The sequence below is a fragment of the Halorarum sp. SLYT50 genome (assembly GCF_059821265.1).
Genome location: NZ_CM187555.1, coordinates 1,115,069 through 1,138,159, shown reverse-complemented (window position 1 = coordinate 1,138,159; position 23,091 = coordinate 1,115,069). Strand labels below are relative to the sequence as shown.

At 70.7% G+C, this 23,091-nt stretch carries 19 protein-coding genes, 1 tRNA gene and 1 pseudogene; 10 read left to right on the top strand and 11 right to left on the bottom strand.

What is annotated here, in order from left to right; genetic code table 11:
* Positions 1–7 precede the first annotated feature (7 nt).
* A complete protein-coding gene (locus AC6RUA_RS05995; protein WP_499815021.1) occupies positions 8–229 on the bottom strand; it encodes a DUF8029 family protein in 222 nt (73 codons plus the stop codon).
* Between the two features lie 360 nt (positions 230–589).
* Between AC6RUA_RS05995 and AC6RUA_RS05990 the strand changes: the two genes are divergently transcribed.
* The 3 genes from AC6RUA_RS05990 (at position 590) to ilvD (ending at position 6,934) form a co-directional block, all read left to right on the top strand.
* Positions 590–3,757, top strand: coding sequence for an adenosylcobalamin-dependent ribonucleoside-diphosphate reductase (locus tag AC6RUA_RS05990; protein WP_499815020.1), 3,168 nt, complete (start codon positions 590–592; stop codon positions 3,755–3,757).
* A 155-nt stretch (positions 3,758–3,912) separates the two neighbouring features.
* Positions 3,913–5,073, top strand: a complete 1,161-nt coding sequence (locus tag AC6RUA_RS05985; RefSeq protein ID WP_499815019.1) for a S1C family serine protease — start codon at positions 3,913–3,915, stop codon at positions 5,071–5,073.
* An 82-nt stretch (positions 5,074–5,155) separates the two neighbouring features.
* Positions 5,156–6,934, top strand: a complete 1,779-nt coding sequence (gene ilvD / locus AC6RUA_RS05980) for a dihydroxy-acid dehydratase (protein ID WP_499815018.1) — start codon at positions 5,156–5,158, stop codon at positions 6,932–6,934.
* Positions 6,935–6,955: 21 nt separating this feature from the next.
* Here ilvD and AC6RUA_RS05975 read toward each other — a convergent pair whose 3' ends face one another.
* The 7 genes and pseudogenes from AC6RUA_RS05975 to AC6RUA_RS05945 form a co-directional block, all read right to left on the bottom strand.
* Complete coding sequence (locus tag AC6RUA_RS05975) at positions 6,956–8,152, bottom strand: lycopene cyclase domain-containing protein (protein WP_499815017.1); 1,197 nt, start codon at positions 8,150–8,152, stop codon at positions 6,956–6,958.
* Between the two features lie 163 nt (positions 8,153–8,315).
* Positions 8,316–8,386: transfer RNA gene (locus AC6RUA_RS05970), tRNA-Pro, on the bottom strand.
* A 95-nt stretch (positions 8,387–8,481) separates the two neighbouring features.
* Positions 8,482–9,623: pseudogene (locus tag AC6RUA_RS05965) on the bottom strand (succinylglutamate desuccinylase/aspartoacylase family protein).
* A gap of 95 nt (positions 9,624–9,718) precedes the next feature.
* Positions 9,719–10,585 carry an RNA-guided pseudouridylation complex pseudouridine synthase subunit Cbf5 gene (locus tag AC6RUA_RS05960; RefSeq protein WP_499815016.1) on the bottom strand — a complete coding sequence of 289 codons (867 nt, stop codon included), beginning with the start codon at positions 10,583–10,585 and terminating at the stop codon, positions 9,719–9,721.
* Between the two features lie 5 nt (positions 10,586–10,590).
* The gene (cmk, locus tag AC6RUA_RS05955) at positions 10,591–11,169 is read right to left on the bottom strand and encodes a (d)CMP kinase (RefSeq protein WP_499815015.1); all 579 of its coding nucleotides are present in this window, start codon (positions 11,167–11,169) and stop codon (positions 10,591–10,593) included.
* Between the two features lie 93 nt (positions 11,170–11,262).
* Positions 11,263–11,859, bottom strand: a complete 597-nt coding sequence (locus AC6RUA_RS05950) for a MogA/MoaB family molybdenum cofactor biosynthesis protein (protein WP_499815014.1) — start codon at positions 11,857–11,859, stop codon at positions 11,263–11,265.
* 76 nt (positions 11,860–11,935) lie between these two features.
* Positions 11,936–12,739, bottom strand: a complete 804-nt coding sequence (locus AC6RUA_RS05945) for a helix-turn-helix transcriptional regulator (protein WP_499815013.1) — start codon at positions 12,737–12,739, stop codon at positions 11,936–11,938.
* A gap of 291 nt (positions 12,740–13,030) precedes the next feature.
* Between AC6RUA_RS05945 and AC6RUA_RS05940 the strand changes: the two genes are divergently transcribed.
* The 3 genes from AC6RUA_RS05940 to AC6RUA_RS05930 are packed head-to-tail and all read left to right on the top strand — an operon-like array spanning position 13,031 to position 14,867.
* Positions 13,031–14,071, top strand: a complete 1,041-nt coding sequence (locus tag AC6RUA_RS05940) for a zinc-binding dehydrogenase (RefSeq protein WP_499815012.1) — start codon at positions 13,031–13,033, stop codon at positions 14,069–14,071.
* Positions 14,061–14,387 carry a DUF7977 family protein gene (locus AC6RUA_RS05935; protein WP_499815011.1) on the top strand — a complete coding sequence of 109 codons (327 nt, stop codon included), beginning with the start codon at positions 14,061–14,063 and terminating at the stop codon, positions 14,385–14,387. The genes AC6RUA_RS05940 and AC6RUA_RS05935 overlap by 11 nt, the downstream gene beginning before the upstream one ends.
* Positions 14,388–14,429: 42 nt before the next feature.
* On the top strand, positions 14,430–14,867 hold the full coding sequence (locus AC6RUA_RS05930; RefSeq protein WP_499815010.1) for an ester cyclase: 438 nt from the start codon (positions 14,430–14,432) through the stop codon (positions 14,865–14,867).
* A gap of 70 nt (positions 14,868–14,937) precedes the next feature.
* On the opposite strand, the gene AC6RUA_RS05925 is transcribed toward AC6RUA_RS05930, so the two are convergent.
* Entirely contained in the window at positions 14,938–16,689 is a 1,752-nt protein-coding gene (locus tag AC6RUA_RS05925) for an ABC1 kinase family protein (protein ID WP_499815009.1), read from the bottom strand.
* Between the two features lie 5 nt (positions 16,690–16,694).
* A complete protein-coding gene (locus AC6RUA_RS05920) occupies positions 16,695–17,054 on the bottom strand; it encodes an Hsp20/alpha crystallin family protein (protein ID WP_499815008.1) in 360 nt (119 codons plus the stop codon).
* Positions 17,055–17,160: 106 nt separating this feature from the next.
* Here AC6RUA_RS05920 and AC6RUA_RS05915 point away from each other — a divergent pair, with 106 nt between their 5' ends.
* The 3 genes from AC6RUA_RS05915 (at position 17,161) to AC6RUA_RS05905 (ending at position 20,562) form a co-directional block, all read left to right on the top strand.
* Positions 17,161–17,340 (top strand): hypothetical protein, encoded by a 180-nt coding sequence (locus AC6RUA_RS05915; RefSeq protein WP_499815007.1) that lies wholly within the window; start codon positions 17,161–17,163, stop codon positions 17,338–17,340.
* Between the two features lie 121 nt (positions 17,341–17,461).
* Positions 17,462–18,679, top strand: a complete 1,218-nt coding sequence (locus AC6RUA_RS05910) for a molybdopterin molybdotransferase MoeA (protein WP_499815006.1) — start codon at positions 17,462–17,464, stop codon at positions 18,677–18,679.
* Positions 18,670–20,562: a molybdopterin biosynthesis protein gene (locus AC6RUA_RS05905; RefSeq protein ID WP_499815407.1), complete on the top strand. Its 1,893-nt coding sequence runs from the start codon at positions 18,670–18,672 to the stop codon at positions 20,560–20,562. The genes AC6RUA_RS05910 and AC6RUA_RS05905 overlap by 10 nt, the downstream gene beginning before the upstream one ends.
* A gap of 36 nt (positions 20,563–20,598) precedes the next feature.
* Here AC6RUA_RS05905 and AC6RUA_RS05900 read toward each other — a convergent pair whose 3' ends face one another.
* Entirely contained in the window at positions 20,599–21,615 is a 1,017-nt protein-coding gene (locus AC6RUA_RS05900) for a PhoU domain-containing protein (protein WP_499815005.1), read from the bottom strand.
* A gap of 281 nt (positions 21,616–21,896) precedes the next feature.
* On the opposite strand from AC6RUA_RS05900, the gene AC6RUA_RS05895 reads away from it, so the two are divergent.
* The gene (locus tag AC6RUA_RS05895) at positions 21,897–23,063 is read left to right on the top strand and encodes a PstS family phosphate ABC transporter substrate-binding protein (RefSeq protein WP_499815004.1); all 1,167 of its coding nucleotides are present in this window, start codon (positions 21,897–21,899) and stop codon (positions 23,061–23,063) included.
* The last annotated feature ends 28 nt before the right edge of the window (positions 23,064–23,091 follow it).

Sequence of the window (23,091 nt, the reverse complement as noted above, 5' to 3'; positions counted from 1 at the left end):
CGTCGGACTACAGCAGGAACGTCGTCACGAACAGGAACGCGCCGACGGCGAGGGCGGCGAGGAGCGCTATCTTCCACGCGAAACTCATCACGACGCGCGCGACGAGCATCACGACGAGGAACGCCACCAGCGCGAGGAACACCTTCCCCAGCGTGGTGTCGAGCGGCGCGGGCAACTGGAGCAACGCGGCGGGTACCTGGGTGGCGAGTGGTCCGAGTGTCGCGGACATACGGTCGGCTTTCGCCCTCCGGTATATATCCCTTGTCCCGGTCGGGCGACTCCCCGAGCGTCCGTTCCCGTCGCGTCGCATTTGATTCCGGCTCGTCGGCCGGGGACGAAACCACTTTCACTCCCCACTGTAGTCTTATACTCGCGCCGTCTCACCGGACAGGTGACCGGACCCGCTGTCACCCGCCAGCGATTGCTCCGGTATCACAAACGAGATTGAATTAGCACAAATTCCTCTGAATCCGCATCGTTTATGCCGATGGGTTCGAATGGTTTCCCGTTCAATCTCTACCATGAAGGGTTACTACGAGACCGCCGTATCTGGGGGATACACGGCCTGTGTCGCGGAGGGAGTGCACGAATGAGCCGCGCGGACATCGACGCCGACGACCTGCGCTTGCCCATCAAGCGCACCGAGGGCGAGACGCTCCGGGAGCGGCTGACCGCGAACGCGTACGACAACATCCTGCCCGCGCGCTACCTCCGGAAGGACGCGAACGGGGAGTTGACCGAGACGCAGGAGGAACTGTTCGAACGGGTCGCGAAGAACATCGCGCTCGCGGAGGCCGTCTACGAGGCGGAGAAGCGCGACGTCGAGGTGACGGTCACGCCCGACCAGTTGAAGCCGGACCACCCGCGTCGGGACGAACTCGCCGCCGAGGTGTTCGGCACGGGCGTCACCGCCGACGACGCGGACGCCGAGACGACGCTGTCGGTGTACAACGTCAACAAGTTCGCCTACGACACCGTCGTCCCCGAACTGCCCGACGCCGTCGCCGCGCACGTCGAGGAGACGGCCGACGAGTTCCAGGACCTGATGGAGCGGCTCTCGTTCATGCCGAACTCGCCGACGCTGATGAACGCGGGCGACGAACTCCAGCAGCTGTCGGCCTGCTTCGTCGACTCGCCCGCCGACGACATCGACGACATCCACCAGACGGCCAAGGAGGCCGCGCAGGTGTTCCAGTCCGGCGGCGGCATGGGGTACGCCTTCTGGAAGCTCCGCCCGTACGGCGACGCCGTCGGTTCGACGGGCGGTATCGCCTCCGGCCCCATCACGTTCATGCGGACGTTCGACCAGATGTGCGAGACCATCGCGCAGGGCGGCGCGCGCCGCGGCGCGCAGATGGGCGTCATGCGCGTCTCGCACCCGGACGTCATCCAGTTCATCCACGCGAAGAACAAGGACGTCAGCCTCGCGCAGACGCTGAAGCTCAACGACCCCGACGACTACACCCACACCAGCTTCGCCGACGCGCTGGAGGAGGCGCGCGAACTCATCGACGACGACGGGCGCGTCCCCAAGCACCTCCGGAACGCCGTCGAGGGGCACCTCTCGAACTTCAACATCTCCGTCGGCGTGACCGACGACTTCATGGAGGCGGTCAAGGCCGACGAGGAGTTCACGTTCACCAACCCGCGCACCGAGGAGCCCCACGTCGCCACGCCCGAGACGAAGGAACTGTACGACATGTTCGGGCTGGGCGAGCACGTCGAGGTGGGCGAGACGCTGTCGATTCCCGCCACGAAGCTGTGGGACCACCTCGTCCAGGGCGCCCACGAGAACGGCGAACCGGGCGTCATCTACCTCGAACGGGTGAACAAGCTCCACTCGTTCGACACGGAGAAACACCCCGACCACCGGATTCTGGCGACGAACCCCTGCGGCGAACAGCCGCTCGAAGAGTACGAGGCCTGTAATCTGGGACACATCAACCTCTCGACGCTCGCGGCGACGGACGCGCCCGACTGGCGGGTGTGGCGCGAGGAGCACGCCGGCGAGTACGACTCGGAGGCGGACGCCGTCGAGGCGTTCCTCGAGGAGGCCATCGACTGGGCGGAGTTCGACCACCGCGTCGCGATGGGGACTCGCTTCCTCGAGAACGTGGTGACGATGTCGGACTTCCCCGTCGAGAAGATCGAACAGAAGGTGCGCGACATGCGGAAGATCGGTCTCGGCGTCATGGGGTTGGCGCAGTTGTACGTCCAGTTGGGCGTCCGCTACGGGAGCGACACCGGCAACGAACTCGCCCGACAGCTGATGACGCACATCAACCACGAGTCGAAGTGGGCGAGCCACGAACTCGCGGAGCAGCGCGGCAGCTTCAACGACTGGGCCGACTCGAAGTACGCGACCCCGACGGAGTACGCCGACTGGTTCGAACACCACACCGGGCTCGACGCCGACGAGTGGACCGACGGCTTCCCCGTCCGCAACCACAACACGACGACCATCGCGCCCACCGGGACCACCTCGATGGTGGGCAACACGACCGGCGGGTGTGAGCCCATCTACAACGTCGCCTACTACAAGAACGTCTCCGACGACGTGCAGGGCGACGAGATGCTCGTCGAGTTCGACGACTACTTCCTCCGGGTACTGGAGGCGAACGACGTCGACGTGGACGAGGTGAAACGCGAGGCGCAAGAACAGATGGCGAACAACGAGTTCGACGGCGTCGACTCGCTGTCGTCGGTTCCGGACGCGATCTCCGAGTTGTTCGTCGTCACGGGCGACCTGGACGCGAAAGAGCACGCGGGCGTGCAGGTGGCGTGTCAGGCGGGCGTCGACTCGGCCATCTCGAAGACGGTGAACGCGCCCAACGACTCCACGCTCGCGGACGCGAAGGAGTCGTTCGAGTACATCTACGACCACGGCGGCAAGGGCGTCACCTACTACCGCGACGGCACGCGCTCGAAGCAGGTGCTCACGACCCGCGCGGACAACGCGGAGTTCGCCGACGAGACCGAGGCGGCCGAGGCGCTCGTCGAGCGGATCACCGAGGTGTTCGGCGGCGTCGAGGCGTTCCTCGACAACGAGGACGTGCGCGCCGCCCTCGACGAGGAGGTGGAGAGCCTGCTCGAGGCCAGCGAGCGGTCGGTCACCATCGACTACACCGAGAAGCGCCCGCGGCCGGACTCGCTCCACGGGGTCACCCAGCGGGTCGACACCGGCTACGGGAAGCTGTACGTCACCATCAACGAGGACGAGAACGCGCGGCCGTTCGAGTTGTTCGCCAACATCGGCCACTCGGGCGGATTCACGAACTCCTTCACCGAGTCGCTGGCGAAGGTCATCTCGACGGCGCTCCGGTCGGGCGTCTCGCCCGAGGAGATAGTCGACGAACTGCAGGGCACCCGGAGCCCGAAGATAGCGTGGGACAAGGGCGAACAGATACAGTCCATCCCGGACGCCATCGGCACGGCGATGCGCCGCTACCTCGACGACGAGGTGGAGAAGGGGTACCCCGAACAGCAGAGCCTCGACGACGTGGCCGAGGAGTCCGTCGACGCGGGCGCACCCCCGGCCGACGGTCCCGAGGCGGACGGGGGCGCGCGGGTAGACGCCGGCGCGGCCGCGGACTCACCGGAGGCCGCCGCGTCCGCCGGGGAGACCCGCGAGACCGACGCCGTGGACGAACTCATCGCCAACGGCGAGTCGCCCGAGTGCCCCGACTGCGGGAGCATGACGCTGTACTACTCGGAGGGCTGCAAGACGTGCGAGTCGTGCGGCTGGTCGGAGTGTTGAGGTGACGTAAGCAACGTAACGGAGTAAGCAGTCCGCCGCCTCTCGGTCTCACGCCGATTCTTCCGACGCCCCGCCCCCTCGTCGCCGTCCGGGGGGCGGGGAGGCCTGCACTCGCGGGCCGAAGCGTCTCCGGCGAGCGGCTCTCACCGCGGGTAATGTCGGACGACACGACGCGCCGAGCGGTGCTCAGCGCGGTCGGGACCGCGGCGGTGGCCGGACTGGCCGGGTGTTCGAACGACTCCTCGACCGGGACCGGGACGGCCGGCGGAACCGACGCGACGACGGCCGGCGAGACCGGAACGGGGACGCCCGCGTCCACCGCGACCCCGACGCCGGAGCGGAGCGCCTCGGGCTCGACTGCCGGCGACGCCGACAGCGTCTACACGGCGGTGTACCGCGACACCATCGACGCCGTCGCGCTCGTGCGCGCGCCGGGCGGGTCGCAGGGGTCGGCGTTCCTCTACGACGAGAACCACCTCGTCACCAACTACCACGTCGTCGGGAGCGCCGACCGGATGAGCGCGCAGTTCGGCGACGGTACCTCCGAGGTCGGCCGCGTCGTCGGGCGCGACCCGCGGAGCGACCTCGCGGTCGTCGAGATATCGACCGTCGACGGCGCCACCCCGTTGACGCTGGTCGACTCCCAGCCGACCATCGGCACGCGAGTCGCCGTCGTCGGCAGCCCGTACGGCCTGCAGGGGTCGCTCACCTCCGGGGTCGTCAGCGGCGTCGACCGGCAGGTGCCCAGCCCGCAGGGCGACTACCGCATCCCGAACGCCATCCAGACGGACGCGCCGGTCAACCCCGGCAACTCCGTCGGTCCACTCGTGAACCTCGACGGTGAGGTGCTCGGCGTCGTCAACTCCGGCGGCGGCGACAACATCGCGTTCGCCATCTCAGCGCCGCTCGTCCAGCGGGTGGTGTCGGGACTCGTCGCGGACGGGAACTACGACCACCCGTACCTCGGGGTTCGGATGGCGACGGTGACCCGGTTGGTCGCGCGGGCGAACGACCTGCCGAGCGCGGAGGGCGTCCTCGTCGTCGAGGTGCCCGACGGAGCGCCCGCGGCGGGCGAACTCCGGCCGTGTACCGGGGTGGAGCGCCTCGAGGGGTTCCGGGTCCCCGTCGGCGGCGACGTCGTCCTCGGCGTCGACGGCGAGCAGATATCGACCGCGAAGGACCTCCGTGCGTACCTCGCACTCAACGCGACGCCGGGCGAGACGGTCCCGGTCCGGGTCCGGCGCGACGGCGAGGTCACGACGGTGCGGGTGGAGGTGGGGGCCCGACCCGAACTCGACGTGAGCGGGGGTCGGTAACCGGACGCCCGCCCCCACTCGACCGGACAGCAAGAACTGTTCGGGGGCGACGGTTTAAGCGGGTCCGCGCGAACCCACGGGCATGAGCGAGCAACAGCGCCGCGAGGAGTCGCCCGACGAGGACGCGGGACAGTTCGCCGGCGAGAAGTCGGAGAACCTGCGCAGCCGCGAGGTGACCGAGGGGGCCGAACGCGCCCCCCACCGGGCGATGTTCCGGGCGATGGGGTACGACGACGCCGACCTCTCCTCGCCGATGGTCGCCATCCCGAACCCGGCGGCGGACGTGACGCCGTGTAACGTCCACCTCGACGACGTGGCGGCCGCCGCGCGCGAGGGAGTCGAGTCCGCGGAGGGGATGCCCATCGAGTTCGGGACGGTCACCGTCTCGGACGCCATCTCGATGGGGACCGAGGGGATGAAGGCGAGCCTCATCTCGCGTGAGGTCATCGCGGACTCGGTGGAACTCGTCTCGTTCGGCGAGCGAGTGGACGCGCTCGTCACCGTGGCGGGCTGTGACAAGAACCTCCCCGGGATGATGATGGCGGCCGTCCGGACCGACCTGCCGTCGGTGTTCCTCTACGGCGGGTCCATCCTCCCGGGCGAACACGAGGGGCGCGACATCACCGTCCAGAACGTGTTCGAGGGCGTCGGCACGTACGCCGAGGGGGAGATGAGCGCGGAGGAACTCGACGAGATGGAGCGGCACGCCTGCCCCGGCGCGGGGTCGTGTGGCGGGATGTTCACCGCGAACACGATGGCGTCCATCTCCGAAGCGCTGGGCCTCGCGCCGCTCGGCTCCGCCTCGCCGCTCGCGGAGTCCGACGAGCGCTACGACGTGGCCCGCCGGGCGGGCGAACTCGCCTTGGACTGCGTCGAGGCGGACCGCCGGCCCTCCGACGTCCTCTCGAAGGCGTCGTTCGAGAACGCCATCGCCGTGCAGGTGGCGATGGGCGGGTCGACGAACGCCGTCCTCCACCTGCTCGCGCTCGCGGCCGAGGCGGACGTCGACTTACACATCGAGGAGTTCGACGAGATATCCCGACGCACCCCCAAGATAGCGAACCTCCAGCCCGGCGGCACGCGCGTCATGCGCGACCTGCACGAGCAGGGTGGCGTCCCGGTCGTGATGCGCCGCCTGCTCGACGGGGGGTATCTCGACGGCGACGCGATGACGGTCACCGGGCGGACGATAGCCGAAGAGCTCGACCACTTGGAAGCGGAGGGTCGACTCCCCGACGACGAGGGGATAGACGCGGACTTCCTCTACACGGTCGAGGAGCCGTACAGCGAGGAGGGGGCCATCAAGATACTCACCGGCAACCTCGCGCCCGACGGCGCGGTGCTGAAGGTGACGGGCGACGACACGTTCCACCACGAGGGGCCCGCCCGGGTGTTCGAGGCCGAGGAGTCCGCGATGGAGTACGTCCAGTCCGGGGAGATAGAATCGGGCGACGTGCTCGTCATCAGGAACGAGGGTCCTCGCGGCGGCCCGGGGATGCGCGAGATGCTCGGTGTCACCGCCGCCGTCGTCGGCGCGGGCCACGAGGACGACGTGGCCCTGCTCACCGACGGGCGTTTCTCGGGCGCGACGCGCGGTCCGATGGTCGGGCACGTCGCGCCGGAGGCCGCTGAGGGCGGCCCCATCGCACTCGTCGAGGACGGCGACACGGTGACCGTCGACATCCCGAATCGGGAACTCTCGGTCGACGTACCCGACGGGGACCTGGAGCGGCGCGCCGCCGAGTGGGAGCGGCCCGCACCCGCCTACCCGGGCGGCGTGCTCGCGAAGTACGCCCGCGACTTCGGCAGCGCCGCCAACGGCGCGGTGACGAACCCCGTGGCGAAACTCGACGAGGAGTAGGAGTCCGCGGCTCTCGGACGGTCACTCGCGCTCGCCGGACCCCGAACTCGACCCCGAGCGCGATGCCCCGCGGTGCAGCGTCTCGTGGACGCCGAGGACGAGCGCCGGCACCACCAGCATGAACAGGTGTTCCTCCAGGGGGATGGCGAGCAGTTCGACGCCCGTCCGCATCGGTATCTCGAACACGCCCACCTCGAGCGTGTACCAGTCCCAGACGTACGCCACCGGGTACACCGCGGCGATGGTCTTCCCCGCCCGGCGGAGCGCGTTCGCGCGGACGAGCAACGCGAGTGCGGCGGCACCGAAGACCACCTCCGTCGCGAGGTAGGTGTAGGGACCGAGGACCGTGATGTCTGGGAGCGGCGCGCCCGCGAGCGGGCGGAAGAACACCGCGACGAGCAGGACGGCGAGGAAGAGGTACGCTCCGCGGACGAGCAGCATGGTCGCCGTGGTCGGCCCCTTCGCGTACGCGAGGCCGACGACGACGCCGAAGACGAGACTCGCCAGCGGGGCCGACGGCGGGAACGCGCCGGTGACGGCGAGCGGCACCACCGCGAACAGGCCGAACGCCATCAGCACGTACGCGAGCGACCGCGCCCGCCGCCGCCCGAGCGCCACGGCGACGGTTCGCTTGCCGATGGAGCGGTCGTACGCGTAGTCGGTGGAGTCGTCGACCACCTTCACGCCCGCGAGGACGACGAGGAAGACGCCCGCGAACGCGAGCGGCCGGGCGACGACGCCGCCGGTCTGGGCGGCGTAGCCACCGAGGATGCACAGCGCGACGCCCGTGGGGTAGCCGAGCGTCGTCGTCACCGGGTTGGTGTCGAGTTGGGGGGCGTGGAGGTAGCCGATGAACCACGTCGGGAGCGCGAGCGCGGCGGCGACCGGACCCGACGCGAGGAACAGCCAGCCGAGACAGAGCGCGAACCCGACGGCCGCGCCGCCCAGTCCGAGCCGACAGCCCACCTCGCTCAGCGGGTGGTCGTCGTCCTCGCCGCGGCGGTAGAAGTCGACGTAGCCGTCCTTGACGTGGGCGGTGTAGACGGCGAAGAACATCGCCGCGGCGTGGACCGCCGCCACGAGCGGGTCGAACGACCCGGCGAGCGCCGCGCCGAACAGCGCGGTACCGACGGGCGGGAGCATGAACACCGGGTGGACCTGCGAGGCGAACGCCCGCGCGGCCGACGAGACACCCGTCCCGTGGCGTGCGATGGCCATGTGAACAGGTGGGTCGTGTCAATCATAAACGGCACGCCCGGAACGAGTCGAGCGAGTGCAGCGACCCCCCGGCGTGTTCGAGGTCGCCCGACCCGACGGACCGGACGGCGAGCGGACGGGGGCGACCCGAGCAGTCGCTCTCGGCGCGTCGAGCCGCGAAAAGTGGGACCGCTGAGACTCGAACTCAGGTCCTACCGACCCCATCGGCAGAGGATACCACTACCCTACGGTCCCGCACTCCAACCCAGACGAGGGCGGGGGTTAAGCGCTTCGTTTCGCGTGGAGCCGCGCCGACGGTTCACTGGGCGTCCCCTGGCTCGGCGGGTCGCTCAGTCGTCCTCGCGCGGCACCACCAGGTCGCCGTCGTCGCGGACGGCCATGCTGGCGAGCGCCGACCCCTCGTACGCGGCCAACCCCTCCAGCCGGCCGATGACGTAGCCGTCGTGTTCGGACTCGACGGTCGCTATCACCTCGCCGTGCGGAGAGACGACGTCGGCTACGGGGTCGCCGGCCTCCACCGCGTCGCCGGGTTCGACGCGGTGACGAGCCAGCCCCGCCGTCTCGGTCCGCGGGCCGACGAAGCGGTGGACGGGGTACTCGACCGGCGCGTCCGGAACCCCTGCGCCCGGGTCGCCCACCCCGTCGGGGAACGTCTCCAGCAGACCGAACTCGACGCAGACGCCGAACGTCCCCGCGACGCCGGCCGCGCGGGCGTCCTCGCTCACGACGCTGTGCCCGCCGAGTTCCGCCGTGACCGAGGGGATGCCGGCGGTGTTGAGCGCCGCGCCGGCCGTCGACCGCTGGAGCGACTGTTCGAGGTACTCCTCGGCGGGGTACTCGGTCAACACCGGCAGGCCGAGCGACTCGACCAACCTGTCGAGGTCCTCCGCGAGCGCCTCCGCCTCGGATTCGGTTCGCTCGTCGCCGTACAGCACCCGGTCGCGGATGGCGAACGGCATCGAGCCGACGCCGGCGGTGTGGCAGTCGACGAGCAGGTCCGCCGAGTCGACGAGCGCGTCGTACAGCAGGCTGTCGATGCGTTCTTGCGTCTCCGGCGGGCGCGTCGAGTCGGCTCCACGTCCGGGAAGTAGCGGTTGGGGTCGTCGTCGCCGTAGTACGACGTGCGCTCGCTGCGCCGGAGGCCCGCCGGGTTCACCACCGGGACGACGACGACGGCGCCCGCGAGGTCGGCCGCGAGCGCGCGCGCCTCGCGCGCGACGTCCTGTGCGACGGCGACGCCCGTCGCCTCGTCGCCGTGGACGCCGCCCGTCACCCACAGCGTCGGCCCGTCGGAAGCCCCGTTGACGACGGTCACAGGGAGGCGCTCCGCGCCGCCGGTCGGGAGTCCCGTGGCGTCCAGCCAGCCGTCGTCGGTCTCGCCGGGGAGCGCGCTCGCGCTCCCGACGGTCGCGCGCTCCGCCCCGCCGTCTCCGTCGTCCGGGTCCGAGTCCGCAGCCGGGTTCGAGGCCATGCGGGCCGGTCGGCACGGCGCGGGAAAAAGCCGGGTCAGCCGGCAGTCCGCGACGCGCCGAGCGTGAGGCGACGGCGCGTGCAGGGTTCGTGGGCCTACACGAGCACGCGTTCGAGCGAGACCACCTCGCCCGACTCCGCGTCCGGGTCGCCCACGAGCGTCCCGAGACAGACGGCCGACCCGTTCGGCGTGTAGCACGCCAGCAGGTCGCCCTCGCGTGCGTCCCCGTCGGCGTCGAGGACGCCCGGCGCGTACACCGGCGCGCCGTGAGCCACCTGTTCGGCCGCGCTCGGGGCGACAGTCAGGCGGGGGAGGTGCGTCAGCGCGCGCTCCGCGGGCGCGACCACCTCCCGGAGCAGGCTCTCGTCGCCCTCGGCGGCGAACGCCACCCCGTCGACGAGGTCCTGGAGCGTGTGGAGGTCGCGGTCGTCGAACGGGTCGGTCGCGGTCCGGCGGAGGTGGCCCATGTGCCCGCCCGTCCCGAGCGCCAGTCCGATATCGTGACAGAGCTTCCTGACGTACGTCCCCGACTCGCAGCGAATCGAGAGCAGCACCTGCCGCTCGGTCGAGTCGAGTACGGCGAGGTCGTACACCTCGCGGGTGCGCAGCCGTCGCACCACCGCGGACTTGCGCGGCGGTTTCTGGTACAGTTCGCCCTCGAACTCCGCGACGACGGGTTCGAGGTCGGTCGGCGCGGGCGCGTGGAGTTCGAGCACCGCGACGTACTCCTTGGCCCCTTCGAGGAAGACCTGCGCGAGGCGAGTGGCGTCCCCGAGGAGCACCGGCAGACAGCCGGTCACCTTCGGGTCGAGCGTGCCGGCGTGGGCCGCCCGGTCGACGCCCGCGGCGTCGCGGACCCACGCGCTGGTCTGGTGGGCCGTCGGTCCGGCCGGCTTGTCGAGGTTGACGACGCCGAACGAGCACAGGTCCTCGACGGACCGGTCCGCGGGAGCGGGGCGCATCGGGGTCAGAAGTCGTAGACGACGCTCTCGACGGGCGCCTTCCCCTCGTCGCTGTCGGGGTCGTACGAGTCGATGGCGGTGGTCAACATCCCCAGGATGCCCTCGGCCGACCAGCGCGCCGTGTTGTACGAGATGTCGTAGATGGTGAGGTCGTCGATGTCGATGTTGTAGTACTCGGCGTACCGCTTCGCCTCGCTCGCCTCCCGGCGGCGGGTCTCCTCGCGCACCCGTTCGGACGGTTTCTCCTCGCGCTCCGCGATGCGCTCGCACCGCACGTCGAACGGCGCGGCGAGCCAGACGCGGAGGTCGGCGTGGTCGCCGGCGAGCCAGCCGGCCAACCGCGATTCCAGGAGGACGTCGTCCTCGTCGGTGGCGATACTCCGGAGGCGGCGGTCCAGGTCGCGGTCGATGCTCTCGTCGTTCTCCGCGAGTTCGTTGAACTCCACGGGCGTCATCCCCCGTTCGGCGGCGAGTTCCCGAAAGATGTCCCCGCCCGAGATGTGGTCCAACTGGAACGCCTCCGCGAGCGCCGCGGCCGCGGTGCTCTTCCCGCTGCCCGGCGGGCCGGAGATGGTGAGCAACATACTCGGATTCTGCCCGTCGCCCCCAAGAAGGTATCCATGTCTCCGACGCGTGCGTCCGCCGTTCTCACCCGCCACGACCGCGAGGCCGCCCGGTCACTCCGCGTCGTCCCCGTCGTCTTCGGCCGTGTCCCCCTCCCCGGCGTCGCCGCGCGTCGCGAGTCCCGCGAGGTGACCCGCCTGCTCGGTGATTATCTCCTCGGTGCCGAGGCGGGCGGCGCTCTCGCTCCCGGGCAGGCAGAACACGGGCACCCCGTTCGCGATGCCGGCGGTCGCGCGGGTCGCGACGACCATCGTCCCGATGTCCTCGCGCGACATGGCGCGGAACAGTTCCCCGAAGCCGGGCAGGTGTTTCTCGAACAGCGGTTCGACCGCCTCGACGGTCACGTCGTCGGGCGTCACGCCCGTTCCGCCGGTCGTGACGGCGCAGTCGACGTCGTCGCGGGTGACGATGTTGTTCACGGCGCTCTGGACCCCGTCGTAGTCGTCGGCCACCAGTTCCCGCGTCGCCAGTTCGTCGCCGGCCGCTTCGATCGCCTCGCGGACGGCGTCGCCCGACGGGTCGTCCTCGATGCTCCGGGTGGAGGAGACCGTCACGATGGCGTATCGCAGCGTCTCCAGGTCGTGTGCGTGGTGTTCGTGGTCGTGGTCGTCCGGGTGGTGGTCGTGTCCGTGGTCGTGGTCGTCGCTCACGGTCGGCGTTCGGGACCCGGTCACAAAACGGAAGCGCCGCGCGGGCGGCACCGGCGGCACCGGGGGTCGCCCCCGGTCACTCGGCTCCGGTCGTCTCGACCGGGAGCGTGTCGGGCGTGACCCGCTCCGACCCGGCGTACACGTCTTCGCACTGCTCGCGCGCCCACGCCACCGCCGCGTCCGCGTCGTTGACGGCGACGCCCCGGACGCCGGTCTCGGTGTAGACGACGACGCCGGCCTCGCGGTCGTCGACGACCCAGAGACCGAACCTGAAGGGGACGTCCGCGACCCGCAGGTCGACCTCTCCGTCCTCGATTCGTCGGCGGAGCGCCGGTCCCTGGACGGCGACGAGTTGGTCGAACAGGTCCGGGTCGACGAGCAGTCGGGGGACGTCCTCCTCCCCTCCGTCGGTCATCGCCGCGTGGAAGGCGTCGAGGTGGCCGGTGAGCGCGACGGGCGCGACGCCCGTGAACGACCCGCCCTCTTCGACGCTCTCGAACAGTCGGTCGAGGACGCGGTCGGGCGCGACGGGCGTCGGCTCGGTCACCGTCGCGCCGTCGAGGAACGTCGTCCCGAACGGGGTGTCCGCCGGCAGCGCGTCGAGGAGGCGCGCGCCGTCCGCGAGGCCGTCGAGTTGGCCCCGGTATCGGTCGTGGACCGCCAGCGCCTCGCGCCCGAGCGTCGTCGCCCGGTAGCCGCCGTCGACGCGCTCCGCGAGACCGGCGTCGGTCAACTCCCGGACCGCTCGGTCGAGCGTCGTGCGCGGGATGTCCAGTGCGGCGACGAGGTCACGCTTGTCGGTCGGGCCGTCGGTGAGCGCCCGCAGACAGCCGCGCCGTTTGGCGAGCACGTCCGCGACCGTTTCCCCCTCCGTCGACATGTGTCCGTGTATACGACCCGGGGGGTATCGGTGTTGCGCTCGTCGTCTCGGTCGAATCGCCCGGAGTGAGCCACTTCCCGACGAGTGGGAATTCTCCCGGTCGGTGGGGTAATGAGCCCGCGGTCGAAGCCCAACACGCCGGTCCCCCTGAAGCGCCCTCCGGGCACCGGTCCGTCGGGTGCCCATCCCCCGACGAGCCACCCTCCTCCGTCGCGGGACAGCACCGACGGGTCGCCACGGGTCGAGTCCGCGTGAGGCAGTGTTTTGGTCCCAGCGGCACCACGGCCACTCGTGAACGCAGTCCAGTTCTCGGAACACGGCGACCGCGACGTCATCGAGTACGGCGAGTTCCCGGACCCCGACCCCGGCCGGGACGAGGTACTCGTCGACGTGAAGGCGGGCGGGCTGAACCACCTCGACGTCTGGACCCGACGGGGACTCCCGGGCGTCGACCTGGAGATGCCTCACATCCCCGGGTCGGACGCCGCCGGGGTGGTCCTGGAGACGGGCGAGGACGTGACCCGGTTCGAGGCGGGCGACCGCGTCGCCGTGAGCGCCGGGGTCTCGTGCGGGACCTGCGAGTTCTGCCGCGACGGCGAGGAGTCGATGTGCGTCCGTTACCGCATCCTCGGCGAACACCTGCGCGGCGTCCACGCCGAACTCGCGGCGGTGCCCGAGGACAACCTGGTCCCGGTGCCCGACGGCGTCGACTGGGCCGTCGCGGGGTCGGCGTCGCTCGTCTTCCAGACCGCCTGGCGGATGCTGATTCACCGCGGGGAGTTGGAGGCGGGCGAGACGGTCCTCGTCCTCGGCGCCTCGGGCGGCGTCGGTCACGCCGCGGTCCAGATAGCCGCCCACGCGGGCGCGGAGGTGTACGCGACCGCATCGAGCGAGGAGAAACTCCGGTACGCCGAGGAGTGCGGCGCGGACCACGTCGTCAACTACGAGGAGACGAACTTCGCCGACGAGGTGCGCGAGTCGACGGGCCGGCGCGGCGTCGACGTGGTCGTCGACCACGTCGGCGCGGAGACGTGGCACGACTCGCTGAAGTCGCTGGCGAAGGGCGGTCGGGTCGTCACCTGCGGGGCGACGACCGGCGGCCGACCGGAGACCGACATCAACCGCATCTTCTGGAACCAGCTGTCGGTCGTCGGGTCGACGATGGCGACGCCGGGGGAGGTGGACGACGTGCTCGAACTGGTGTGGGACGGCACGCTCGAACCCCGTATCCGCGAGGTGCTCCCGATGAGCGAGGCGGCGCGCGCACACGAGATGCTCGAGGACCGGGAGGGCTTTGGGAACGTAGTCGTAAAGCCGGACAGTGAGCTCTGACTCCCGAGCGGACCGCGCGAACGCCGACGGCGGCTACGTCCACCGCCCGGACGACTGGGACGACGACGACCGGGCGAGCGACGGCGACCCGGCGGGGGGCGCTGAGGAGGACCTCGGCCGCGCGGGCTGGGTGCTCGTCGGCGTCGTCGTGTTCGCGTTCCTCGTCGTGCCCGGCGCCATCTACCTCCGCCCGACCGCGCCGACGGAACTCGGCTTCGACTTCCTCGCCGCGATGCTCGTCCTCCCGTTCCTCCCGGCGCTGCTGCTCGGGCTGACGGCGGTATGGAGCCTCGCTGTCGGGCGCGAGCGGCGATGACTCCGCAGAAACGCTGATGAGCGAACCTAGCGTCTGGGGGCCGTGAGTCCCACCGAAACGCGGAACAAGCGAATCGCTCGGCGCTACGTCGAGGAGGTGTGGAACGGGGGCGACGTCGACGCCGCGAGCGAGATACTCGCGGACGAGCAGTCGTACCACGACCCGACGTACGACGGCACCGAGGACCTCGCGGCGTTCGAGCGGTTCATCCGGGACTACCGCGCGGTGTTCCCCGACTTGCGGTACGACGTCGAGGAGTACGTGGCCGAGGCCGACAAGGTGGCGTTCTGGGGTCGAGTCACGGGGACGCACGAGGGGGCGTTCATGGGGTTCGACCCGACGGGAAACCGCATCGACGTGATGGGAATCAGCGTCGTCAGAGTCGAGGACGGGAAGATAGCCGAGCGGTGGGCGAACTTCGACCTGTTCGGGATGTTTCGCCAACTCGGCGTCGACCCGTCGAGTCTCGTGACCGGGTGAGCGACTCCCGCCGGCCGTCCCCGACCGAGTCGGAGAACTGCGCCTCCCCTCGTCGACGTGGACGACCCGCTCAGTCGTCGTCGCGCGCGCTCGGAGGCTGGTCCATCCCGCCCACGTCGACGACGTCGTTCCCCTCGGCGCGCCGCTGGCGCTCGCGCATGTTCTGGCGGGTGAACTGGGGGCGCGCCTTCAGGCCCCGCTCGCGCGCCCGGAACGAGCGGTAGAGGAAGAACGCCATCGGGAGCGTCAGGAGGACGATGCCCGCGACGATGTACCGGTCGAGCGGCTGGCGCTGGAACGAGTAGATGATGGCCGCGGACAGCAGGCCGACGGCGGTGAGGATGGAGTAGGAGATGCGCCGTGCGAGCCGGTCGAGCACGTCGTTGTCGTCTTCGAGGCTGACGTTGACCGTGAGGTCCTCCCGCTGGACGCTGTCGAGCACCGAGTCGAGCTTCGGCGGCACCGTCACCAGCGCCTCCGTCGCGTCCCTGACTTGCCGACCGGCCCGCCGGACGAGCCGTTCGGCGGTCGCCTCCAGGTACCCCTGTTCTTCGAGGTAGTCGGTCGCCACCTCGATGAAGTCGAACTCCGCGTCGAGGGTGACGCAGACTCCCTCGACGACCGTCGCCACCCGGAGGACGAGCGCCATGTTCTGGGGGAGGCGCAGCGGGAAGTCGTAAATCGTGGACTCCACCTGCTCGATGACCTGCTGGACGCGGTACTGCTCGATGTCCTCGCCGCGCACGTCCGCGATGGCGAGTTCCATCACGTCCGCCATCACGCCGCGGTCGGCCTCCGGCGAGAGCGTCCCCATCTCGACGAGCGCGTCGAGGATGCCGTCGATGTCCTGGTTGGCGATGGCGACGTAGAAGTCGATGATCTTCTCCTGGATGTACGGGTCGACGTGGCCGGACATCCCGAAGTCGTAGAAGATGATGCGCCCCTCGTCGGTCACCGAGAGGTTCCCCGGGTGCGGGTCGGCGTGGAAGACGCCGTCGTCGATGATCATCTGGAGGTACACCCGCTGGAGCGTGGTAGCGAGCGCCGTCCGGTCGATGCCCTTCTCGTCGAGCGTCGCGGTGTCGCTTATCTTCGTCCCCGGGACGTACTCCATCGTCAGCACTCGGTCCGTCGAGCGCGCCGGCACCGTCCGGGGGACGACGACCCGGTCGTTGTCCGCGAGGTTGCCGCGGATGGTCTCGAGCATCTCCCGCTCGCGGGTGTAGTCCATCTCCTGCCGGATGGTCCGGTCGAACTCCTCGGCGAGGTTCTCCAGCGAGAACGCCTGTCCCTGGCCGACGAACCGAGCGACGACCGGCATCGACCACTCGATGACGCGCAGGTCCGCGTTCACGAGCGCCTCGATGCCGGGACGGCGGACCTTCACCGCCACCGCCTCCCCCTCGTACTCGCCGACGTACACCTGCCCGAGGCTCGCCCCCGAGATGGGGTCGGTGTCGAACTCGTCGAACGCCTCCTCGACCGGTCCCAGCTCCGCCTCCAGCACCGCCCGCGACTCCGGCCACGGCGCCGGCGGCACGTCGTCCTGGAGCGACGACAGCACGTCGATGTACTCGGGAGGGAGCACGTCGGGCCGCGTCGAGAGTATCTGGCCGAGTTTGATGAACGTCGGGCCGAGCGTGAGCAGCGTGTCGAGCAGCACCTCCGCCCGGTGGGTCCGCATCTCGGCGGTCACCTGACGCGACCGGCCGAACAGCAGGAACCGGTTGCGGTCGCGCGCGTACGCGAGGATGAGCGGGAGGAAGCGGTACACCACGACCGGGAACCGTCGGTACGCGCGGAGCGAGGGCAGCGTGACCACCCGTGTTACTCGTCGTCCGAGACCGGGATGGTCCGCTCGGGAGCGGCCGTCCGCTTGGGGAGGCGAACCTCGAGGACGCCGCGGTTCATCGACGCCTCCGCGCCCTCGTCGGTGGCGTCGGGTGGGAGCGGGAGGTCCGCGTCGAGGAACAGCGGGCGGTCCTCGCGGACGTACTGGAACTCGCGTGGCGTGTCCTTCTCCCGGCGGGCCTCGATGCGGAGCCGTCCCCCCTCGAAGGCGACGTCGGTCGTCCCGGAGGACGCGCCCGGCAGGTCGACGACCAGGAGGTACGCGCCGTCGCTCTCCAGCACGTCCGCGAACACCGCCTCCGGAAGATCCCGGAGGGCGTCGCGCAGGTTCGTCATGTACCTGTGTACGGGCGGGCGGTCGAAAAACCCCGCGGTGGCGCGCCGACTCGTGCGTGTGTGTGTCTCCCACAGATTCTTGTACCCGTAGCGAGTGAGTTCGTCCATGTCGACGAAGCGCCTCACCGGCGACGACCGCTCGTCCACCATCTCCCCCGACCCCCCGGACACGTCCGTCTCGCTCGCGACCATCCCACCGGACGACCCCGAGGAGGTATTCGCGCCGGTCCGGCCGGTGGCGCTCGTGCGCGGCGCGGTGGGCTACGTCCGCGACCTGTTCGACTGAGTCCCGCCTCCGGAGCGTCGCGGAGCGTTTCCCTCTCCCCGCTCGCGAGTCGCGTCGCCGTCGCGCCCGCGCCGCCCGACGGACGACGCCACTTTTCCCCCGGGAGGGCCAACCCGCGCGTATGAGTCACGACCGCACGGAGGCCGGGTTCAAACGGCGGACCCGGATCGCCGCGGCCCGCGAGCGCTTGCTCGGGGCCGTCGCGCCCCACGACCGGACAGAACGGGTGCCGCTCGCAGAGGCGGACGGACGGGCCGTCGCGGGCGAGGTGACCGCGCCGGCGCCCGTCCCGGGGTACGACCGCGCGGCGATGGACGGCTGGGCCGTCCGCGCCGCGGACACGTTCGGCGCGTCGACCCGGTCGCCGAGCGTGCTGTTCACCGCCGACGAGGAGGTGGGACCGGAGGAGGCGGTCCGCGTCCACACCGGGAGCGCGCTCCCGCCCGGCGCGGACGCCGTCGTCATGGTGGAACACGCGGAGACGGTCGGGACCGAACTCGAGGTGGTCGACGCCGTCGCGGAGGGGGAGAACGTGGGCGAGACCGGCGAGGACGTCGCCGACGGCCAGACGCTGTTCGAACCGCCACACCGCCTTCGCCCCTCGGACCTCGGCCTGCTGAAGTCAGTCGGGTTCACCGAGGCGACGGTCGCCGAGCGCCCGCGCGTCTCCGTGGTTCCGACCGGCGAGGAACTCGTGCAGGCGGACCCCGACCCGGGAGAGATAATCGAGACGAACGGGCTGACCGTCTCGCGGCTGGCCGAGCGCTGGGGCGCGGACGCGACGTACCGCGACGTCGTCACCGACGACGAGGACGCCCTGCGCGCCGCGGTCGAGCGGGACCTCGACCACGACGCCGTCGTCACCACCGGCGGGTCGTCGGTCGGCGAGCGGGACCTCGTCCCGGACGTGGTGGCGGACCTCGGCGAGGTGCTCGTCCACGGCGTCGCCCTCAAGCCGGGCCACCCGGTCGCGCTGGGCGTCGTCGAGGAGACGCCGGTGGTGATGCTCCCCGGCTACCCGGTGGCGTGTATCGTCAACGCCGTCCAGTTCCTCCGGCCCGTCCTGAAGCGGCTGGGTCGGCTCCCCGCGGACCCGCTCCCGACGCGGCGGGCGACGCTGACGCGGAAGGTGACGAGCGAGCCCGGGGTCCGGACGTTCGCCCGCGTCGTGCTCGAAGACGGCGACGACGGGGCCGAGGCGACGCCGACGCGCGCCTCCGGGTCGGGCGTGCTCTCGTCGGTGGCGCTGGCGGACGGCTGGGCGGTCGTCCCCGAGTCGCGGGAGGGGTTCGACGCCGGCGAGACCGTCGACGTGGAACTGTGGGAGGCGTGGCCGTGAGTCGAAAGGAGTTCCGCGACCTCGCGCCGCCCGAGGAGGCGCACGCCGCCATCGACTCGCTCGACCTGACGCCCGACCCGGAGACGGTGCCGCTCGACGAGGCGCGCGGGCGCGTCCTCGCCGAACGGGTCGACGCGGACCTCGACGTGCCGGGGTTCGACCGCGCCTCGATGGACGGCTACGCGGTCCGCGCGCGAGACACGTTCGAGGCGGGCGAGGCGTCGCCGACGACGCTCGCGCTCGCGGGCGAGGTGCACGCGGGCGAGGAGCCGAGCGTGACCGTCGAGGCGGGGGCGTGCGCGGAGATATCGACGGGGGCGGTGATGCCCGACGGCGCGGACGCGGTGGTGATGGTGGAGGAAACCACGGAGTCCGACGACGGCATCGAGATTCGGACGTCGGTCGCGCCCGGCGACAACGTGATGTTCGCGGGCGCGGACATCGCCGCCGGCGCGCGCGCGCTCGGCCCGGGCACGGAACTCACGCCGCGGGAGATCGGGCTGCTGTCGGCGCTCGGTCGGGAGGCGGTACCCGTCCGCGGGAGACCGGTGGTGGGAATCGTCTCGACGGGCGACGAACTGGTCCGGCCGGGCGACGAGTTGCACAGCGAGCGCGGGCAGATCTACGACGTGAACAGCTACACCGTCGCCGCCGGCGTCGAGGAGGCGGGCGGCGAGGCGCGCCTCTACCCCCACGCGGGCGACGACTACGACGCGATGGGCGACCTGCTCGTCGAGGCCAGCGAGGAGTGCGACCTCGTGCTCTCGTCCGGGTCCACCTCCGCGTCGGCGGTGGACGTCATCTACCGCGTCATCGAGGAGCGGGGGGACCTCCTGCTCCACGGCGTCGCGGTCAAGCCCGGCAAGCCGATGCTCGTGGGCCGGGTGGGCGAGTCGGCGTACGTCGGCCTCCCCGGCTACCCGGTCTCGGCGCTCACCATCTTCCGGACGTTCGTCGCGCCGGCGGTCCGGCGCGCCGCGGGCAAGCCCGAACCCCGGACCGCGACGGTCGAGGGGCGGATGGCCGTCCGCGAGCGCTACAGCGAGGGGCGGATGCGGCTGATGCCCGTCGGTCTGGTCGAGAACGGCGAGGGGAACACGCTCGTCTACCCCGTCGACAAGGGGTCGGGCGCGACGACGAGTCTCGTCGAGGCGGACGGCGTCGTCGTGGTCGACCCGGACACGGAGTACCTCGCGGAGGGGGAGGCGGTCGAGGTGCAGTTGTTCTCCCCGGACGTGCGCGCGCCGACGCTGTTCGGCGTCGGCGAGGACGACCCGGCGCTCTCGCGCCTGCTCGACCGGCTCACGCGACCGCGCTACCTCGCGCTCGGGAGCCGGGAGGGACTGCGCCGACTGCGCGACGGCGTCCCCGACGTGGCCGTGAGCGCGGGACCGTCAGAGCGCGAAGTGGAGGCGACCGACCTCGGCGGGTGGACGCGCGAGTGGGGGTTGCTCGTTCCGCGGGGGAACCCCGATGAGGTGACGGGGCTCGCGGACCTGGTCGACCGCGACCTGCGGTTCGTGAACCGCGACACCAACTCGGGACTGCGCACCAGCCTCGGGAACGCCGTCGCGGCGCTCGCGGAGGAGCGGGGGACGGACCGGCGCTCGCTGGTCGAGGCCGTCGACGGCTTCTCCCGGTCGGTGCGCGCACACGAGTCGCCCGCCCGGCGCGTACTCGCCGGCGACGCGGACGTCGGTCTCGGTCTCCGCGCCACGGCCGACCGACTGGGGACCGGGTTCGTCCCGCTCGGAGAGCAGGCGGTGCGCGTCCACGCCGACCCCGACCGGGTCGGGAAGCCGGGCGTCGCGGAACTGCGCGAGGAACTCGCGGGGCTGGAGGCGGTGCTCGACGGGCTGACCGGGTACGAGACGCGGGAGTGAGCGACGAGGAGGCAGTCGGCGGACGAGGGTAGGACCCTACGGGGTCGGCGTCGCCTTCTGGAGGGCCGTCTCGGCGATGTTCCCCCCGTAGTCGGCCGAACGGGACAGCGAGTCGACGATGAGTCCGAGCAGTTGCGCGCGTGCGGGGTCGAGGTCGCGGAGGAGTTCGTCGATGCCGCGGGCGCGCGCGTCGATGTCGCGGACCGACGCGCGCGCCTCGTTCGCCAGCCGGGCCGCCTCGTCGGTCTCCTCGGCGAACAGGGCGTCCATCGCGCGGTCGACCACGTCGGCGGCGCTCGAGCGGAGGTCCGCGATGGCGTCGACGAGTTCCTCGGGGAGCGCCTCGTCGTCCCCGTCGACGCCGAGTTCGAGCGTCAGGTGGGCGATCTTCGTGGCGTGGTCGCCGATGCGCTCTAGCTGGCGGGCGCTGGCGTGGTAGTCGAAACACGTCTCCCGTCCGACCCCCAGTTCCTCGGCCGCCTTCGGCGTGCGGAGCGTGGCCCGGAAGATGCGCGAGACCACCATGTACAGGCGGTCGACGTCGTCGTCGCGCTGGACGACGTCGCGCGCCATGTCGTCGTCCCCCTCCGCGAGCGCCGCCACCGCGTCCTCCAGCATCGACAGCGCGATGAGCCGCATCCGGGTGACCGCGTTGTGGATGGACAGCTCCGAGGAGTCGAGCAGGTCCCGGATGACCACCCGGTCGCGCGTCTCCTCCAGTACCTCGAGTCCGACGAGGCTCTGGACGGCGTCCCGGAGCGTGCGGCGCTGGTCGTTGGTGATACGGCCCGACTCCAGCGCGATGATGTCGAACCCGGAGACGTACATCGTCATCACCGCGCGCGTGAGTTCCTCGCCCTCCAGGTCCCCGATGTCGAGCGTCCCCTCCGTGCGCTCCTCCTCCGACTTCGGCGTGAGGAACAGCGAGTCGCCCTCGGGGTAGAACTCGACCGTGCTGCCGGCGCTCACGCCGTTCTCCGTCGCCCACTCCTTCGGGATGGAGACGGTGTACGTGGAACCCCCCGTCACCTGCACCTTCCGGGTCTCGACCATGCCTCTGGTTCGGGCATAGTTCCCTATAAAACTGCTCATAAGTATATAGCAACGTCGAGTGTGGCGACTTCCCTCCGGATTCGGTCGCGCTCTGGCGGCTCAATTTTCGGTCGCACGGAACGAGTACCGGAACGGGGTAGACGAAATCCCCGGGCTGCGCCACCGAGACGACTGTAGTAGTGGGGAGCCGACGTACTTGACTCGTGTGAACGATACGCGAACACCGGTCTATATGGGGCTCATAGCAGGGTACATAGACGACTCTGCACACCGTCCACGTGATGGCGAACGAACCGTCGAATTCGGTCGCGGACGGAGTATCGCGTCGCAAGTTCATTGTCGCCACGGGCACGACGGGTGCGGCGGGACTCGCGGGCTGTGTGGGCGGCTCGGGAGGCTCGACCACCGAGACGAGCGGGGGTGAGGCGACGGCAGCCGCCGCCGAGACGACGGGAGCGAGCGAAGCGTCGGCCCAGTCCGCGGCCGCGAGCGAGTCGGACGCGACGGGCCCTCTCACCGCGGACGGCTCGTCCACGGTCTACCCGATAACCAGTCTCGCGGGGTCGTACTGGAACTCGAACCCGCCGGCGGACGACGCGGAGTACTGGGGGCCGGACCAGTACGACATCGAGACGGACGAGGCGCTCGCGGACTACTGGGCGGGCCTCTACGGCTTCGAGGCGACGGAGGGGGCGCCGCCGTTCAAGACGAGCATCGGGCTGAGCCACAGCGGCGTCGGACTGGAGAAACTCCGGAACGAACAGGTCGACATCGGCGACTCCAGCGCGCCCGTGTCCGCGGAGTTCCCCGACGCGAGCGAGTCGGAACTGGAGCCGTTCACGAACCACGTGGTGGGCGTCGACGCCCAGCCCATCGTCGTGAGCCGGGAGGTGTACGACGCGGGCGTCACGAAGCTCACGATCGACCAACTCCGGAAGATCTACACGGGCGAGGTCGAGAACTGGTCGGAGATCGAGAGCTACTCCGGCGAGGACAAACAGATACAGGCCATCGGGCGCGCCGAGGGCTCGGGCACCGACACCGCCTTCCGTCTCAACGTGTTCGGCGACCCGAACGCGAAGATACCGGGCGTGGACGTCCGCAAGGGGGAGAACCAGCAGGTCAAGACGCTGGTCGAGAAGTCGAACAACGCCGTCGCGTACATGGCGCTGGCGTTCGTCGACGAGGAGACGGTTCCCCCCGTAGCGCTCGAGATAGAGGGTACCACCTACAGGTACGGGGAGAACCTCGGTGCGAAGGAGTACCCGCTGTCGCGGGACCTCCACGCGTACACGTGGGGGGGGACGTCGAAGAAGGAGGCGGCGTTCATCCGGATGATACTCTCCGACTACGGACAGGAGAAGTTCGTGACGTCGAGCAACTACGTCGCCCTCACCGACGAACGTCGGGAGGAAGAGCTCGGCAAACTCCCGGACACGGACGCCTGACCGCGGCCGCTCGGACGATATAGACGCT

What these genes read in the sequence shown, in the direction of transcription:
- AC6RUA_RS05990 (WP_499815020.1), top strand. Translation starts at nt 590, where the DNA reads ATGAGCCGCGCGGACATCGACGCCGACGACCTGCGCTTGCCCATCAAG.
- AC6RUA_RS05995 (WP_499815021.1), bottom strand. Translation starts at nt 229, where the DNA reads ATGTCCGCGACACTCGGACCACTCGCCACCCAGGTACCCGCCGCGTTG.
- AC6RUA_RS05895 (WP_499815004.1), top strand. Translation starts at nt 21,897, where the DNA reads ATGGCGAACGAACCGTCGAATTCGGTCGCGGACGGAGTATCGCGTCGC.
- cmk (WP_499815015.1), bottom strand. Translation starts at nt 11,169, where the DNA reads ATGTTGCTCACCATCTCCGGCCCGCCGGGCAGCGGGAAGAGCACCGCG.
- ilvD (WP_499815018.1), top strand. Translation starts at nt 5,156, where the DNA reads ATGAGCGAGCAACAGCGCCGCGAGGAGTCGCCCGACGAGGACGCGGGA.
- AC6RUA_RS05960 (WP_499815016.1), bottom strand. Translation starts at nt 10,585, where the DNA reads ATGCGCCCCGCTCCCGCGGACCGGTCCGTCGAGGACCTGTGCTCGTTC.
- AC6RUA_RS05920 (WP_499815008.1), bottom strand. Translation starts at nt 17,054, where the DNA reads ATGACGAACCTGCGCGACGCCCTCCGGGATCTTCCGGAGGCGGTGTTC.
- AC6RUA_RS05900 (WP_499815005.1), bottom strand. Translation starts at nt 21,615, where the DNA reads ATGGTCGAGACCCGGAAGGTGCAGGTGACGGGGGGTTCCACGTACACC.
- AC6RUA_RS05975 (WP_499815017.1), bottom strand. Translation starts at nt 8,152, where the DNA reads ATGGCCATCGCACGCCACGGGACGGGTGTCTCGTCGGCCGCGCGGGCG.
- AC6RUA_RS05915 (WP_499815007.1), top strand. Translation starts at nt 17,161, where the DNA reads ATGTCGACGAAGCGCCTCACCGGCGACGACCGCTCGTCCACCATCTCC.
- AC6RUA_RS05985 (WP_499815019.1), top strand. Translation starts at nt 3,913, where the DNA reads ATGTCGGACGACACGACGCGCCGAGCGGTGCTCAGCGCGGTCGGGACC.
- AC6RUA_RS05910 (WP_499815006.1), top strand. Translation starts at nt 17,462, where the DNA reads ATGAGTCACGACCGCACGGAGGCCGGGTTCAAACGGCGGACCCGGATC.
- AC6RUA_RS05945 (WP_499815013.1), bottom strand. Translation starts at nt 12,739, where the DNA reads ATGTCGACGGAGGGGGAAACGGTCGCGGACGTGCTCGCCAAACGGCGC.